Below are 13,180 nucleotides of genomic sequence, written 5' to 3'. Positions count from 1 at the left end.
GTTGCGATTAACATTTCTTTGGAAATAGAAATGAGTCCTGAGCTAATTGATCTGGTGTTGCGTGACTTAAGAAGCGATGCCAGAGACTTGAATGAAGCCCGCATACTGACTGAAATTATCCGTGACCCGACAATCATCTATAGCCTCTGCCAACGCATAGAACAGATTAAAAATCAAGACATTAGATATAAAGAAACGGAGCATCAAGACCTGAGTAATCAACAGCCAAGAAGTCCAGACTGGAACTTGTATACAGCAAGTGATACTTCAAACAACTCCTAGCTGGACTTTTTAAAAGCGGATGCAAGTGTTGCGCGTTCAAGCTTTTGGCGATTATTGAAAAGTAAAGCTTTAAGGCGTTTTTAATATAAAAAAATTTTGCCGTTCCTTACTTATCTATGAACAGTTACAAGCAGACATCATAAAAATGGCTAATATTATGTCTAATCAGGAAAAATATACAGAACTATGGCAAGTCTGCAAGGTGCAATCAAATCTCTTGCCAGAGTTAGAAAAAATTGCTGAGAAGCTGTATTACGATCGCGGCTTTTACGAGAAAATCGAGTGGTACTATCCCAACTTACCTTGGTATTGGGCAGGAATCTTACACGCTAAGACGGATTTCCAAGGTTCTACCCAATTCTTCGATCAAGTCAAGCACAAGCTGAGTAAGATTCAGGGCGAACAGATACCAGCAAAGCTCCCAGCTCGTTTATTGGCCTTTGATGCGTGCAATGACTTCCAGGGCAAAGATAGCCAGGGAATTACGCCGTTTGTTTGGGCTGGGACTAATCACACTAAGAGTATTGATTCGGCTGCTGGTTGTGCGGCAATTTTATACTTTCTGCAAGCAATAGGACTCAAAGAGAACCAGAGCGAGCAGGGGCAGTTTAATCTCAAAGTGACTTCTGACTCGGTATTTAAAAGCTGCTCATTGCCCTCCAACAAGCTTGAGGCATCAGAAAAAGCCTCTGTCAAAGCGGGGACACAGTTGGAAATTAGCGAGGTGGCGATCGCAGACGCTCACCATCTCCGAGTCATGCTCAAAGCTCCAGTTCAGGATCGGCGCATTTGGTTTATCTATGGTGGACATGTCCAGATTGACGGCTCCAAAATCGCAACAGTCCCGACCAAGCCTAAAACTCTAGAAGAGAAAATCGTTGCCTATTGCCAGAAGAAGGGCTACAAAATTGACAAAGAACCTGGATATAAGAATATTATCTACATCGAAGGGATGAATCCGGACGGAACACTCAATGACAACGCCCTCAATGTCTGGAACGACCTCCGCATCGTGATTGAGTTTAAAGACGGCAAACCTAAGATGATTGGCTGTTGGGAAGCCACAACTAATCCAGGTAAGTACTATACATACAATCCCTTGAACGCCAAGGGTGCGGCAATTATCGCCTTCGGGCAATACACCGCATGGCAGGTAGGAACTCACGGACAGGCTTCTCCTCATGAAGCTCTTGTCCAAACTGGTGGTTCAGTCACTGTCCATCGTGATGCAAATCGTTCAGGCACCCGCGATAAAGGCGACTCTATAGACTCAGGTCATTTTGGCATTAACCAACATTGGGGAGGTGATAACCCTAAGTCCGATGTAGGAAGATGGAGCGCTGGCTGTCAAGTAGGTAGGACAAAACAGGGACATCGTGACTTCATGGTTATCGTTAAGTCAGACCCACGCTACCAAGCTAACCATAGTTTCACCTTTACTAGTACCATTATTGATGGTAAAGACCTCCTAGCACAGTTCCCTGCAAGTTGAATTTGTACAGGGAGGGCAGGAGTTTAAGGCGATCGCTGTAGATTCTGCAATTTTTTCCGCCGTCATATAGCTAGGGACTGGGGACTGGGGACTGGGTGAAAAGTCTTTTTGTGTCTGAGTTTCATCATCTGTTGATGTCCTAACCACCAAGGCTTTTGCTATAGTAAAGTTATCTCGCCACTGCCCACAAAGACATTTCCCGCAGACTCCTGAGTTCTGAATTCTTCTTATAAAATTTAGCGATAGATTGCAAATCCCTCAAAGCGTGGGCTAGAGAGGGATTTTAGTATTAGGTTTTTCGAGTGCTATGTTAAATTATTTGCTTTCTCAACTGCTTCCTTTAACTCTTCAAAGGTAATACTACCGTCTTTGTCTGAATCATAATTTACTAGTAATTCTTGGGGACTAGTGGTATTTGTTTCTGATGAAATGATTGCACTTAAGCCAGGGCTTAAAAAAAGATCATTAATGGATACTTTGCCGTCTCGATCGCTATCTAAGGTATTAAAAAGAGATTGAAGCTCTTGCACGGTTGTCATAAGTTTCTATCTGAATTAGGTTTTCAACTTAATATCTCATTAATCTCTGAGTAATCTCTCAAAATTAAATAAACTTGTATCAAAAGACGTAGAAACGGCTATCGCTGGGGCTTAGATTGGGTGTACGTTGTGAGTTACAGGGTTTACGCGCAGACCCAGCCTCTAAGATTTTGAGAGAAGCTTGTGAGGCTGGGATAATTGGCGTGAGTACCCACAACTTCAGGCGTACTGCACTCACCCAGATGAGTAATGCAGGCATACCGTTGAGTAACAAAAGGTTTAATGTCTGCCAAACACGGCAATCAACAGATGATTCACCTCATCCACTCCACCCAATCGAGCGCATCTCACACAGACCGATGCGACTGGGTAGATGGCGATCGCTCTTAACTGACTTTCCTCTAGAACTAGCTGCGATGCCTGCGGCGGTAAACTACGCTATCCTTTATCTTAACTACTCTAGTTCTGCCTCTAATTCCTTGAATTCTTTGTACTGTCTATCTTTGTGCTGCCAGTATTTATTGACTGTTTCTTTAGCTGCAACTGCACTTTCATATTCATCTCCATCCTCAAGAGTTAACCTTTCTCTTACTTTTTTCCGAAGGTCAGAGATAATTTTACCGTTAATTTTGCGGGTTTTAGCCCAATCTAAAATAGTTTGTGGATAAGAACTAGTGCCAAGATATTTACCTTGAATAATTTCTGGTAGATTGTACCCTTTTAGTTCGCTTATCCAATAGTAAATAAATTTGAGGTCTGGGTCTTTTTCCTGAATATTTTTATTTGGGTTATATATGCGAAAAGTATCACTTAAGGGATTAGTAACACCTGATTGCATCTGCCACTGCCAATTATCAATTGCTAAATCTCCATCTACTAAATAGTTCATATAATGTCTAGCACCGTGATGCCAGGAAATACCACAGTTGATAGTTAAAAATGTGGCACACATTGCCCTCATCCGAAAGTTCATCCAACCCATAGTTTTTAGTTGTCGCATACTGGCATCTACTAAGGGAAAGCCTGTTAACCCTTCAAGCCATGCCTGAAATAATTCTTGCTTTTCTGATGTTAGCTCTAAGGGTGTATACCATTCATCAAATTCAGGATAGCGATTTTGATAAGCTATTTCTGGATAAAAATAAAGACGTTGTGTAAAACTATCATGCCAGCGTAAGCGGTCACGAAATGCTTTTAAGGATAAGTCTGATTTTGGCTGATTTTTCAGTTCTTTTGCTCTGGCTTTAGTTTTTTGATAAATACTACGAACAGAAATAGTTCCGAAAGTTAGATGGGGAGACAAATGTGATGTTGCACCCATTTGTGACAACATTGGACGTGACAGCTTCCAGTGATATCCTTGATATCTACTCTTCAAAAATGAGTCTAATGTTGAGATTGCTTGCGTTTCTCCTCCTGGAAAATAAACTTTATCTACTGCCCAGAAACTATAATATTTCTTTTGAAGTTCTTTAAACATTAGCTGTGGTAATTTAAGAGTTAATTGAGGTGTCTTAAAAGTTTGAGGTGTTTGATGTTGGGGTTGTCTTTGGTAAGTATAGTATTGCTTAAACCACTCATCACGCTGATCTGATAATTGTAAAAAGTTATTTAGCCCAATGTGGTAATCCAAATTCAACTGTTTGTAGAAATCGACTATAGATTTATCTCGACTGATACCATACTCTACCTGTACGTCGCGGTTAAAGCAAAGTTTGGGTCGATATCCAAGGTGTAATAATTGTCGAGTCAACTCTTGTAAAATATCTGTAGAATTACCTTCAAATAAATACAGACGGCTACCTAACTTTTGCAGGTTGGAGTCCAGGTTTTCTAGTGATTCAAACAAAAACCTGACTCTCGCCTTTCCAACATCGACCCACTGATAAAACCAAGGATCAATAATGAAGAATGGTAAAACGGCTGCATCATTGGCAGTCGCTAACGTGACAATTTCGTTATCAGTTAGCCGCAAATCTCGACGAAACCACAGAAGATGCATAGTTCAACTTTCCCAGTCTACAATACATTTGTACCACTTATTTCATTGAGAAAGTTTTTGTGACTTGAGCGTTACACTTGATTGAGTAGCATTTTTTCGTCACATTGCCAATGCACGGCAACAGAGGGAGCAAGAGCATGACCATTGGCGTTTGGGTTCTCGGAGATCAACTTTGGTTACAGCAGTCAGCGCTACAAAGTTGCTTGCAACAAAAGCAACAGACTCCTGTAATTTTTATTGAATCCCTAACTCACGCTCAAGAACTTCCTTACCATTTGCAAAAATTGGTACTAGTCTGGTCAGCTATGCGTCACTTCGCTGATGAACTAGTCAATGAAGGTTGGGCAGTGACATACACTCAAAGCCAAGACTTCAAAACACCCTTACTTGAATGGATTGAACAGCACCAAATTAACGAATTGCGGGTGATGACTCCAACAGATCGCCCTTTTGCTGCGTTGATTCAAAAACTAAAACTTCCAATTCAAGTCACTTTTACACCCAATAATCGCTTTATCTGGAGTGATCAAGAGTTCCAACAATGGGCTAATGGTCGCAAACGCTTAATCATGGAAGACTTTTATCGTCAGGGACGACAGCGCTTCAACATTCTCATGGAGGGGAATCAACCTGTTGGCGGACGATGGAACTTTGATAAAGAGAATCGTAAACCACCCAAAGGCAAGATGACCTTACCTGAAGCCTTGTGGTTTGAACCAGACTCGATTACCCAAGATGTGATTAACTTCCTTAAGCAATCTGAGGCATTCGAGGACAATCATTCTTACTGGCAACTAGAGCCATTTCGTTGGGGAGTGACGCGACAGCAAGCATTACTTGTACTTGAATTTTTTGTGGAAACTTGTCTATCTGGTTTTGGCCCTTATCAAGATGCGATGGTGACAGGAGAACAAACAATGTGGCACTCAATGCTTTCTCCTTACCTTAACATTGGGTTGCTTCATCCATTGGAAGTTGTTCAAAAAGCAGAACTTGCATATTTAGACAACCAACAGCAATGGGAACTAAATAGTATTGAGGGCTTTATCCGTCAGGTGTTGGGTTGGCGAGAGTATATGCACGGGGTTTATGTTTACCTAAAACAAAATTATTCAGAAAGTAATTGGTTTAATCACACTCATCCACTGCCTGCTTTTTATTGGAGTGGTGATACAAAGATGAATTGTCTGCACCAGATTTTAAATCAGGTTAAACAAATAGGTTATGCTCACCATATTCAGCGCTTGATGGTACTGAACAACTTTGCTTTGATTGCCGGAATTTCGCCTCAAGAACTTGAGAACTGGTTTCATGCCGCTTTTATTGATGGCTACGATTGGGTGATGCAAACCAATGTAATTGGTATGGGGCAGTTTGCTGATGGTGGAATGATTGCATCTAAACCTTATGCTGCTTCTGCTAACTACATCAACAATATGAGCGACTATTGTAAAAAGTGTGCTTATAATCATCGTGAGCGCACTGCTAATAATGCTTGTCCTTTCAACTTCTTTTACTGGGACTTCCTGGCTCGTCATTACGATAAGCTTAAAAAACAGCCACGTATGACTCAAATTTTGCGTAACCTGGAACGTATTTCACCATCAGAACTTCAGACAATTCGCACTCTAGCTGATAATTGGCATACCACGCAAGCAACAACCGTTTAGCCATTCGTCGTCTAAGGGATCTCCAGAAAATAAAATGTTCCGACAAGAGCGTTTTCTCTATGGGCGCAACGCCCACCAGTCCTTGAGTTTACCCAAAATATATTTGAGGCAAGACATTTTATTACGAGTATTGGCTGCAACAGAATAACTGCGCGATTCCCTACCCAGATTTTGCCTAACTAAAAATTCACCCGACTTGAATCGTCACCGAACAAGGCGAGAAGTCGCTAGGTGGTAAACACATTCAAGGTAAGCTCATGAGTAAAGTAGTAAACTTGCCATTTGCTGAATTGTCTAAAATGACCTGAATGTAGCATTAACCCTTGATACAAATGAGGGGTTTTAAAATGTTGAAACTTTCAGTTACCCTGAAAAGATAAGCGATCGCTTGTCATCTAAGTATATAGATGGTTGCAATAACCACTAAATTCCTGTTATCCCTGTTTAAGGGATGACTTAGAGCAGAAATAAAAACTGATGATTAAGTATCACTCGATGAAAGTAAACATGGCTTGTGGTTGAGGAATAAATTTTTATGAAAGCGATGATTCTCGCGGCTGGCAAGGGTACTCGCGTGCGTCCGATTACCTATACAATTCCTAAACCAATGATTCCTATCCTGCAAAAGCCAGTGATGGAGTTCTTGCTGGAACTGTTACGCCAACATGGGTTTGACCAGATTATGGTCAACGTCAGTCATTTGGCTGAAGAAATAGAAAACTATTTCCGTGATGGTCAGCGGTTTGGGGTGCAGATTGCCTATTCCTTTGAAGGCAAAATTGATGATGAGGGTAAACTAGAGGGAGAAGCAATCGGCTCTGCTGGAGGGATGCGCCGCATCCAGGATTTCTCACCATTTTTTGATGATACCTTTGTGGTATTGTGCGGTGATGCGTTGATTGATTTAGATTTAACTGCGGCAGTTAAATGGCATAGAGCTAAAGGGTCGATCGCTACTATTATTACAAAATCTGTCCCCAAAGAAGAAGTTTCTAGCTACGGTGTGGTAGTCACGGACGAAGAGGGGCGTGTTAAAGCTTTCCAAGAAAAACCTTCAACTGAAGAAGCCCTTAGCACTAACATCAACACAGGTATTTACATCTTTGAACCAGAGGTGTTTAATTACATTCCTTCTGGTGTCGAATATGACATTGGTGGCCAATTATTTCCGAAATTGGTAGAAATAAAAGCCCCTTTCTATGCCATTCCTATGGATTTTGAATGGGTAGATATTGGTAAAGTTCCAGACTATTGGCGGGCAATTCGCGGTGTACTACTGGGTGAAATCAAAAATGTGCAAATCCCCGGTCATGAAGTCGCCCCTGGTATTTATACTGGCTTAAATGTCGCCGTGAATTGGGACAAAGTGGATATCACAGGCCCAGTTTATATCGGCGGGATGACAAGAATAGAAGACGGAGCAAAAATTGTCGGCCCAGCGATGATTGGCCCCAATTGTTGGATATGTAGTGGCGCAACAGTAGAAAATAGCGTGATTTTTGAATGGTCGCGCTTGGGGCCAGGAGTCCGCTTAGTTGATAAGCTGGTGTTTGGGCGTTATTGCGTAGATAAAACTGGAGCAGCTATAGATGTCCAAGCTGCTGCTTTAGACTGGCTGATTACCGATGCTCGTCAAGCACCACCATCCCATACCCCTCTTGAGCGACAAGCGATAGAGGAATTGCTGGGGACAAACGCCAATTAGAGTTAGGAGTTTGGAGTTAGGAGTTTGGAGTTTGTGTTTCACTCTTCACTTCTAACTCTTAACTTTATTCCTAACTCTTCACTCCTAACTCCTAACTATTTAAGTACGTATACCTTCTGAGACTCTGCTCATAGGTTTGCAGTAATCGCTGAGATTCTGCTAGGGTAATGCGTTTTTCTTCTAATGCTTTCTCGCAACGCTGGCGAATGTTTTCCACCATATCTTCAGAGTCATACTGAACGTAGCTTACTACTTCGCTCATGGTGTCACCTTTGACAACGTGTTCAATCTGGTAGCCTTTCGGCGTTAATTGGATGTGAACGGCGTTAGTATCGCCAAATAGGTTGTGCAAATTGCCCATGATTTCTTGGTAAGCTCCATTTAAGAACATCCCTAAATAATAGGGTTCTCCGGGCTTGTAGGTGTGCAACTCTAAAACAGATTTGACATCGCGTAGGTCAATAAAGCGGTCGATTTTACCATCGCTATCACAGGTGAGGTCTGCTAAAATCCCTCGCCGGATTGGTTCTTCATCCAAGCGGTGGATTGGCATGATGGGGAATAGCTGGTCAATCGCCCAGCAATCTGGTGCTGATTGAAACACTGACATATTAACGTAGTAGATGGAAGCCATGATTTTCTCAAGGTCTTCTAGTTCATCGGGTACGTATTCTTGCTGTCTAGTAATGTTAAGAATTTTCTGGCAACAAGCCCAGTAGAGTCGTTCGGCCTTGGCTCGCTCTCTAAGACGTAAAATTCCTAAGTTAAATCGGCTGATGGCTTCTTCTTTGAATTGGGCCGCGTCGTGGTAAAACTCTTGATAGTTCTCTTGGTTGATAGATTGGTAAGTTTCCCAAAGGTAATTAATTATTGGGGATTCTCCCTCTTGTGGAGGTTCTGGTGAATCGAGAGGGACATCGCTAGTACTAAGAACATCAAAAATCAGCACTGACTGATGGGAAGCGATCGCCCGTCCACTTTCACTAATCAGTGTTGGTACGGAAATTTGGCGCTCTGCACAGGTATCTTTTAACTCTGCTACGATATCGTTAGCATAGTTCTGCATGTTGTAATTTTTCGATGCATAGAAGTTGGTTTGAGAGCCATCGTAATCTACACCCAACCCGCCACCGACATCAAGGTATTTCATATCCGCCCCCAGCATGGCCAATTCCACATAAATGCGACTGGCTTCTTGGATGGCATCTTTAATTACATTGATGGCAGAGATTTGTGAGCCGATGTGGAAGTGCATCAACTGCAAAGAATCGAGCAAGTTAGCTTCCCGCAACTTGTCAACAGCCTCGATTACTTCCGGCATTGTCAAACCAAATTTAGCGCGATCGCCACTAGAGGCTCCCCAACGTCCCATACCTTGGGTACTGAGTTTAGCGCGGACACCTAATATCGGTTTAATACCTAACTGGCGATTGGCATCAATTACCAAATCAACCTCTTCAATCTGTTCTAAGACGATGATTGGTGTTTGCCCTAATCTTTGGGCTAACATTGCCGTTTCAATGTATTCTCGGTCTTTGTAGCCATTGCAAACTAATAATGCTCCTGGGGTATCGAGGACAGCCAGAGCAATCATTAGTTCTGGTTTGGAGCCAGCTTCTAAACCAAATTGATGGGGTTTGCCAAACTTGACTAAATCTTCAATCAAATGCCGCTCTTGGTTGCATTTGACAGGAAACACACCCCGGTATACGCCAGGGTAGTTGTAGCGGGCGATCGCTTTGGCAAAACAAGCATTCAACCGTTCAATCCGGTCTTCCAAAATATCCGAAAAGCGAATCAACATGGGAAGTCCCAAGTTGCGCTGTTTCATGGAGTTGACCAATTCAAACAAGTCGAGAGATCCACCGCGATCGCCCTTTGGTGACACGGTGACGTGACCAGCAGCGCTAATCGAAAAATAGGGTTGTCCCCAACCTTCAATGCGGTACAACGCTTCACTATCCTCAATTTTCCAGGAGCGAGGTAAATTTCCTGCGGTAGTAGTAGGTGGTAAAAGTTTCTTTTGTTTAGGATTTTTCACTTCAGATTTTTGTCCATTGGACGGTACTGGTACCACCTCATCAGATGTAGCAGTTGACTCACCCATTTCTTCCTAACCTCTGTTTTTCGCCCACGACTTAACAATTTAACGCATTCATTTGGGAACGTATATGCACCCAGGGATAATTTCTGAGATAAACTCTGATTGGTCGTTGGTCATTGGTCATTGGTCAAGAGTGCAAAACCCTTACCCTTGGACAAATGACAAAAGACTAATGACTAATGACAAGATAAAAACTTTATTAAGCTTTGGGAGATCGCAATGGAACGTACATTCTTAGCAATTAAGCCTGACGGAGTACAACGGGGATTAGTGGGGGAAATTATTCGTCGCTTTGAAACTAAAGGTTTTACCCTAGTTGGTTTAAAGTTCTTGAAAGTCAGTAAGGAACTAGCTGAACAACACTATGGTGTTCATCGGCAACGTCCCTTTTTTGGTAGTCTAGTAGAATTTATTACTTCTAGCCCAGTGGTGGCGATGGTATGGGAAGGTGATGGCGTTGTTGCGTCTGCGAGAAAGATTATTGGTGCCACGAACCCCTTAACATCTGAGCCAGGAACAATTCGCGGTGATTTCGGCATAAATATTGGTCGCAACTTGATCCACGGTTCTGATGCTCCAGAAACAGCGAAACATGAAATCGCCCTATGGTTTAAAGATGAAGAATTAGTCAATTGGCAACCACACTCAACCCCTTGGTTGCACGAGTAAGACGTTAGGGACTGGGGACTGGGGATTGGGGATTGGGAATTTGGAATTGATAAGAGATAGGGGGGACAAGGAAGAGGGGAGAGACAAGGAAGAGACTTGTTGAATAATTCTCCCCTGTCCTCCTTGTCCTCCTTGTCCTCCTGCCCTCCTTGCTCTCCTTGTCCCCTTGCCTTTTTATTTAGATGCTTCGCTCTTTTCTGGTTCTAATTGGGGCACTTCAGTGTTAACACGCTTGGAAAATCCCCAGCCTAGAATCAGGAAGATGGCTGTAATCATGATCCATTCTGGTGGAACTAAATTATCGTTCACTACTTTCAATAATAGGCGCAAGCCTACAAAAGCTACAGTTACATAGCCTGCATCTTCTAGGTTTTCGTATTCGTCTAGCCAACGGATAAACAATCCTGCCATGAATCGTAGCGTAATAATCCCAATTGTTGCACCCGTTAGTACTAGCCATTTTTCTTGAGAAACTGCGATCGCAGTTGTCACGCTATCCAAAGAAAATGCCAAATCTGTAAATGCAATCACAGGTATCGCTTGCAACAATGAATTAAAACGTGGCCCGTGATGGTGTTCGTCTTTGGTTTCTTCTGAGGTAAAGTGTTGAAATACCAACCACAGCAGATAAGCAGCACCTAATAATTCAAATTGCCAGAATTGTTGTACCCAAGTGGCAGTAAGAATCAGGCTGATTCGCAGCACATAAGCAACGACTAAACCAAAGTTCAAAGCTCTACGCTCCAGTTCCTTGTCTTCCAACCCCTTTGCGATCGCAGCGAGAGCGATCGCATTGTCGGCAGATAACAGCGCCTCTAAAAGCACCAGGATCACCAGAACTATAAGGGCTTCAAGGCTGAAATGAAAGTCGAGGTAATCAAAAATTTGGTCTAGCATTCCGGGTTTCTCAAGCAGAAAAAATTAAAATTTGACAAGAACAGAGATTTATATATTGAAAAGCGCAATAAATTGTCACTTTAATCCAGCTTAACGTGCTTGTGGTGCATTTTGAAGAGGGTTGGATCGATGCGATCGCAGTGGAAGTGGGGAAATTTGCGTATAAGTCAATACATCAAAAGTTTTAACATCTTGCTGAATGCGATCGCAATAAGCTACTGTCAGTTCGCATCTAAAATTAAAAGATGACAACAAAAATATGGTAAGAGTTTATGAATGACACACTTCTACAACGCATCACTCATAATCCAAATATCTGCCACGGTAAACCCTGCATTCGAGGACTTCGTTATCCAGTTGAGTTTATTTTGGAACTGCTCAGTTCTGGCATGACTACTGAGGAAATCTTGGCAGATTATGAAGATTTAGAATCTAAAGATATTTTAGCTGTCTTGTTATTTGCCGCTCGACTCAGCCAAGTCAAAAGCATTCATCGAATCGCCTCATGAAATTTATTGTCGATGCTCAGTTACCAGTTCGTCTTGCCCGTTTTCTCAAAACTTCAGGTTATGACACGATCCACACCAGAGACTTACCACGGGAAAATGCTACGCCAGATAATGAGATTAATACCGTATCAATTCAACAAAATCGAATTTTAATTACTAAAGATGTGGATTTTGTCAACTCTTTTTTAACAGTTCAGCAACCTTATAAACTCCTTTTAATCACGACAGGCAATATCAATAACTCAGAATTGGAATCTCTATTTATAGCTAACTTCCAATCTATAGTTGAATTGTTTAAGCAGCATTCCTATATTGAAATAAGTCGAGACACCATTATTGTCCATCAGTAGTCTCTATAAAAATTCCTAATATCACACGTAGGCTCTAGCTTCCCGTTCTAGATATTCAATTTCTCCTTTCCACCGCTCAAGCCTGTGTTCTCGCTTTCGTATACCTGCTTGTTTACTGCAAAGCGCCCGAATAATTTGAACTGGTAGGAGGTGACTAACTAAGTCAGAATTAGCAAAGATATTAAAAGATTCAGCTAGAGACTTTGCTAACCCCTGTTCTTGATGACCACTATAATAAAGAGCTAAACGCCACAATAACTGATGTTGTAACCATGAGTTATAAATTGCTACCTTCCAAATAGCTGCTGACGCACGGCTAGTCCAATAGCTTGGGCTGACAACTGATTTAAACCTGCAAATTGTTCTGCAATACTGCTACCTACAGCTTGTCCTATAGCTTCTGCATTTAGCTGCTTTAGTCCGGTTAAATTTTTTGCTACAAGGCTAAGTGCTTCAACCACTTCGCGGTTGGCACTTTGTTCTGCAATACTCCTACCTACAGCTTGACCGATGGCTTCAGCACTGGGTTGGTTTAACGCTGACAACTTATTTCCTACACGGATAAATGCTTCAACTAGATCGCCATTGCTATTATCTGTTGTTTTCAAAGTTGCGAGCGCATTGAGTTTATGGCGTAAGCTATCACGCCTTGTCTGCCGTCCCGAATCATATATAAACAAAACTAAAGTGAATACACTACCAGAACCAAGCCCCATCATGGAAGTGGAAAAAGCTGTTTTCATTCCCACCAGTAGATCTTTAGTGGCAGTTATCAGTTCGTTGGTATCTTTTGTAGATAAATTAATTCCTTGGAGTCCCTGTTGTATACCATAAAATGTTCCTAAAAGACCAATGGCAGTACACAAAGTTATTACGAAGCGTAGCTCATATCTTGCACCTAACCGAATAAACCCGTAAAAGGTAGATAAAGAGCGCAAAATCTAACAGTAAAAGAAGAATG

General features: G+C 42.0%; 13 protein-coding genes and 1 pseudogene. 8 read left to right on the top strand and 6 right to left on the bottom strand.

What is annotated here, in order from left to right; genetic code table 11:
- Window positions 1-30 precede the first annotated feature (30 nt).
- Complete coding sequence (locus RMZ41_RS27480; RefSeq protein WP_322734343.1) at window positions 31-282, top strand: hypothetical protein; 252 nt, start codon at window positions 31-33, stop codon at window positions 280-282.
- A gap of 145 nt (window positions 283-427) precedes the next feature.
- Entirely contained in the window at window positions 428-1,774 is a 1,347-nt protein-coding gene (locus tag RMZ41_RS27475) for a hypothetical protein (protein ID WP_322641779.1), read from the top strand.
- A gap of 305 nt (window positions 1,775-2,079) precedes the next feature.
- Here the strand turns inward: RMZ41_RS27475 and RMZ41_RS27470 are convergent, their stop codons facing one another.
- Window positions 2,080-2,313, bottom strand: coding sequence for an EF-hand domain-containing protein (locus RMZ41_RS27470; protein WP_322641780.1), 234 nt, complete (start codon window positions 2,311-2,313; stop codon window positions 2,080-2,082).
- A 152-nt stretch (window positions 2,314-2,465) separates the two neighbouring features.
- Between RMZ41_RS27470 and RMZ41_RS27465 the strand changes: the two are divergent.
- Window positions 2,466-2,579, top strand: a pseudogene (locus RMZ41_RS27465) (site-specific integrase); the annotation flags it as partial.
- A gap of 188 nt (window positions 2,580-2,767) precedes the next feature.
- Here RMZ41_RS27465 and RMZ41_RS27460 read toward each other — a convergent pair.
- Entirely contained in the window at window positions 2,768-4,315 is a 1,548-nt protein-coding gene (locus tag RMZ41_RS27460) for an FAD-binding domain-containing protein (protein ID WP_322641781.1), read from the bottom strand.
- A gap of 137 nt (window positions 4,316-4,452) precedes the next feature.
- Here RMZ41_RS27460 and RMZ41_RS27455 point away from each other — a divergent pair, with 137 nt between their 5' ends.
- Both RMZ41_RS27455 and RMZ41_RS27450 read left to right on the top strand, forming a co-directional pair.
- Complete coding sequence (locus RMZ41_RS27455) at window positions 4,453-5,985, top strand: cryptochrome/photolyase family protein (protein WP_322641782.1); 1,533 nt, start codon at window positions 4,453-4,455, stop codon at window positions 5,983-5,985.
- Between the two features lie 535 nt (window positions 5,986-6,520).
- Window positions 6,521-7,690 (top strand): NDP-sugar synthase, encoded by a 1,170-nt coding sequence (locus RMZ41_RS27450; RefSeq protein ID WP_322641783.1) that lies wholly within the window; start codon window positions 6,521-6,523, stop codon window positions 7,688-7,690.
- 91 nt (window positions 7,691-7,781) lie between these two features.
- Here the strand turns inward: RMZ41_RS27450 and speA are convergent, their stop codons facing one another.
- Entirely contained in the window at window positions 7,782-9,797 is a 2,016-nt protein-coding gene (gene speA / locus RMZ41_RS27445) for a biosynthetic arginine decarboxylase (RefSeq protein WP_322641784.1), read from the bottom strand.
- A gap of 216 nt (window positions 9,798-10,013) precedes the next feature.
- Between speA and ndk the strand changes: the two genes are divergently transcribed.
- A complete protein-coding gene (gene ndk, locus RMZ41_RS27440) occupies window positions 10,014-10,463 on the top strand; it encodes a nucleoside-diphosphate kinase (protein WP_322641785.1) in 450 nt (149 codons plus the stop codon).
- Window positions 10,464-10,637: 174 nt separating this feature from the next.
- On the opposite strand, the gene RMZ41_RS27435 is transcribed toward ndk, so the two are convergent.
- Window positions 10,638-11,360 (bottom strand): TerC family protein, encoded by a 723-nt coding sequence (locus RMZ41_RS27435; protein ID WP_322641786.1) that lies wholly within the window; start codon window positions 11,358-11,360, stop codon window positions 10,638-10,640.
- A gap of 272 nt (window positions 11,361-11,632) precedes the next feature.
- Here RMZ41_RS27435 and RMZ41_RS27430 point away from each other — a divergent pair, with 272 nt between their 5' ends.
- Both RMZ41_RS27430 and RMZ41_RS27425 read left to right on the top strand, forming a co-directional pair.
- Window positions 11,633-11,869, top strand: coding sequence for a DUF433 domain-containing protein (locus tag RMZ41_RS27430; protein ID WP_322641787.1), 237 nt, complete (start codon window positions 11,633-11,635; stop codon window positions 11,867-11,869).
- Complete coding sequence (locus RMZ41_RS27425; protein WP_322641788.1) at window positions 11,866-12,219, top strand: DUF5615 family PIN-like protein; 354 nt, start codon at window positions 11,866-11,868, stop codon at window positions 12,217-12,219. Before RMZ41_RS27430 ends, RMZ41_RS27425 begins: the two co-directional genes overlap by 4 nt.
- A 21-nt stretch (window positions 12,220-12,240) precedes the next feature.
- Here RMZ41_RS27425 and RMZ41_RS27420 read toward each other — a convergent pair whose 3' ends face one another.
- Together RMZ41_RS27420 and RMZ41_RS27415 are read right to left on the bottom strand one after the other, a co-directional pair.
- Window positions 12,241-12,474 (bottom strand): hypothetical protein, encoded by a 234-nt coding sequence (locus RMZ41_RS27420; RefSeq protein ID WP_322641789.1) that lies wholly within the window; start codon window positions 12,472-12,474, stop codon window positions 12,241-12,243.
- A gap of 32 nt (window positions 12,475-12,506) precedes the next feature.
- Complete coding sequence (locus RMZ41_RS27415; protein ID WP_322641790.1) at window positions 12,507-13,157, bottom strand: MotA/TolQ/ExbB proton channel family protein; 651 nt, start codon at window positions 13,155-13,157, stop codon at window positions 12,507-12,509.
- Window positions 13,158-13,180 lie beyond the last annotated feature (23 nt).

Source organism: Nostoc sp. DedVER02 (genome assembly GCF_034530675.2).
Taxonomy (GTDB): Bacteria; Cyanobacteriota; Cyanobacteriia; order Cyanobacteriales; family Nostocaceae; genus Nostoc.
The sequence above is the reverse complement of the archived record's forward strand: the minus strand, read 5'-3'. Positions and strand labels throughout refer to the sequence as shown.